This is a genomic window from Streptomyces phyllanthi (assembly GCF_009377205.1).
Taxonomy (GTDB): Bacteria; Actinomycetota; Actinomycetes; order Streptomycetales; family Streptomycetaceae; genus Streptomyces; species Streptomyces phyllanthi.
In genome coordinates this window covers 1-2,129 of record NZ_VJZE01000823.1, presented here as the reverse complement: position 1 = coordinate 2,129, position 2,129 = coordinate 1, and the positions used below count along the sequence as shown (strand labels likewise).

The 2,129-nt window shown below is 71.9% G+C and carries 2 protein-coding genes; one reads left to right on the top strand and one right to left on the bottom strand.

Annotated features, from left to right (window positions below):
* Positions 1 to 846, bottom strand: an 846-nt coding sequence (locus tag FNH04_RS45275; RefSeq protein WP_152792041.1) for an AMP-binding protein, incomplete at its 3' end; no start/stop codon positions are given.
* 156 nt (positions 847 to 1,002) lie between these two features.
* On the opposite strand from FNH04_RS45275, the gene FNH04_RS45270 reads away from it, so the two are divergent.
* Positions 1,003 to 2,129 (top strand): lipid-transfer protein (locus FNH04_RS45270; RefSeq protein ID WP_152792040.1); only part of this gene is annotated, 1,127 nt, incomplete at its 3' end.

The window sequence follows — 2,129 nt, the reverse complement described above, 5'->3', positions numbered from 1 at the left end:
TATAAGAGAAAGGACCGAGATCCGCTCCGAGGCGATGTTCGCCAGCGCCGTGTCCACGTTGAACACCGGCTGCGGGATCATCGTGGCGCCCCGCATCAGGCACGCCAGTACGCCCGCCTTGTAGCCGAAGGTGTGGAAGAAGGGGTTCACGATCAGATAGCGGTCGCCCTGTCGCAGCCCCGCCAGGTCGCTCCACACCTCGTACGCCCGCAGGGTCTGGGCGTGGGTGATCACCGCGCCCTTGGGGCGGCCGGTCGTGCCCGAGGTGTAGACGATGTCCGAGCGCGAGTCCCCGGAGAGCTCCGCCTCCCGCGCCCGTACCCGCTCCGCCCCCACGCCGTCCCCGCTCGCCAGGAAGTCCTTCCAGGTGCGGAAGTCCTGGGGGGCGTCGTCCGACAGCACGACCACCTGTTCGAGGTGTGGGAGTCCCGCGAGCGGCCCCGCCCCGCCGGAGCCCTGCCCGGCCGCCCGCCGCAGCGAGGCCACGTACGACGTGCCCAGGAAGGTCCCCGTGACGAACAGCAGCTTCGCCCGGCTGCTCTCCAGCACGTACGCCGCCTCCGTGCCCTTGAAGCGCGTGTTCAGCGGCACGAGGACCGCGCCCGCGGACACCGCGCCCAGCGCCGAGACGATCCAGTCGAGGGTGTTGGGCGCCCAGACGGCCACCCGGTCGCCCACGCGCACGCCGTTCGCGACACAGGCCGCCGCCGCGCGCTCCACCCGGGCGCCGAGTTCCGCGTACGAGATCCGGGTGCGGCCCTCGACCACCGCCTCGGTCCCGCCGTAGCGCTCGGCCGCCGACCGGACCAGCCCCGGGATGCTCCCCCACTCCAGGTCGCCACGCATCGCACGCCTCCTCGGCCCTCCGCCACTCCCACTAGCTGACTGTCCGTCAGATTAGCTGTAACCTGACGGCCTGTCAGCCAACGGGACCGGCCTCATGCCCGTACCCGTCGGCCCGGCAGACAGCGACCCGGACACTCCCCGTGGAGGTGCGTGCGCATGGCCACCCTCAAGGACGCGACCGCCGTCGTCGGGATCGGGCAGACCGCCTTCGCCAGGCAACTCCCCGAGAGCGAGAAGGCGTTGGCGTGCCGTGCGATCCTCGCCGCCCTCCATGACGCCGGGATCGACCCCGGCGAGGTCGACGCGCTCGCCTCGTACACCATGGAGGAGACCGACGAGGTCGAGGTGGCGAAGGCCCTCGGGCTCGGGGACCTGACCTTCTTCAGCAAGGTCGGCTACGGCGGGGGTGGTTCCTGTGCCACCGTCGCGCATCTCGCCGCCGCCGTCGCCACGGGCCAGGCGAGCGTCGGTGTCGCCTGGCGGTCGCGGAAGAGAGGGTCGGGCCCGCGCCCCTGGAAGAACACCACCGTCCAACTGCCCACACCCGCCCAGTGGACCCGGCCCTTCGGGCTCCTCCGCCCGGTCGACGAGATCGCCATGCTCGCGCGCCGCCACATGCACGAGTACGGCACCACCCGGGACCACCTGTTCAATGTCGCCCTGGCCTGCCGCAACCGCGCCAACCAGAACCCGGCGGCGATCATGTACGAACGCCCCCTGACCCGCGAGATGTACATGACCTCCCGCTGGATCAGCGAGCCGCTCTGCCTCTTCGACAACTGCCTGGAGACCGACGGGGCGCTGGCCTGCGTCGTCGTCTCCGCCGAGCGGGCGCGGGACTGCCGGCACCGGCCCGTGTACGTCCACTCCGCGGCCCAGGGCCTGCCCGCCCAGCACCACGGCATGGTCAACTACTGGAACGACGACCCGCTGACCGGCCCCGCCTGGACCGCCGCCCGGCACCTGTGGAAGCACGCCGACTTCGGTCCCGAGGACGTGGACGTCGCCCAGATCTACGACGCGTTCACCGCGCTCATACCGCTCTCCCTGGAGGGCTACGGCTTCTGCGGGCGCGGTGAGGGCGGCGCGTTCACCGAGGGGGGCGCGCTGGAGATCGGCGGGCGGCTGCCCCTCAACACCGGCGGGGGCGGGCTGAGCGAGGCGTACGTGCACGGCTTCAACCTCATCAACGAGGGCGTGAAGCAGTTACGGGGCACGAGCACCGCCCAGGTCCCCGGCGCCGCGACCTGCCTGGTCACGGCGGGCGAGGGAGTCCCCACCTC